General features: G+C 46.9%; 2 protein-coding genes. Both read left to right on the top strand.

The window, feature by feature from the left end; genetic code table 11:
• Positions 1-181 (top strand): DUF484 family protein (locus A3712_RS27070; RefSeq protein WP_157618845.1); only part of this gene is annotated, 181 nt, incomplete at its 5' end.
• Positions 150-294, top strand: a 145-nt coding sequence (locus A3712_RS27065) for a site-specific integrase (protein ID WP_197465887.1), incomplete at its 3' end; no start/stop codon positions are given. The genes A3712_RS27070 and A3712_RS27065, both read left to right, overlap by 32 nt.

Below are 294 nucleotides of genomic sequence, written 5' to 3'. Positions count from 1 at the left end.
ACCGCTTGCTAAGCCGTCTCCATTGGGCTTGCTCGCCTTTTCTAGTGAAGATGGCGGACATTTCCAACCTCATATGGACACGCTCTTTTTACGCCACTTAGCACTTGTCGTGTCTTATTTGGCGGACACCTTACCTTGGCAGATAAATAATGAGCCTAGAGCCCAACACACCTCTTCCTAATAGTCTTCAAAAGCCTCTTTCTCGCTTCTATGAATATCTCAGAAGTGAGAAGGGACTCAGCCTACACACCCAACGAAACTACAAACAACAACTTGAAACCATGGCCGAACACC

The sequence above is a fragment of the Vibrio sp. HI00D65 genome (genome assembly GCF_001635455.1).
In the GTDB taxonomy this organism is placed as follows: domain Bacteria; phylum Pseudomonadota; class Gammaproteobacteria; order Enterobacterales; family Vibrionaceae; genus Vibrio.
This window is presented reverse-complemented; position numbering and strand designations above follow the sequence as displayed.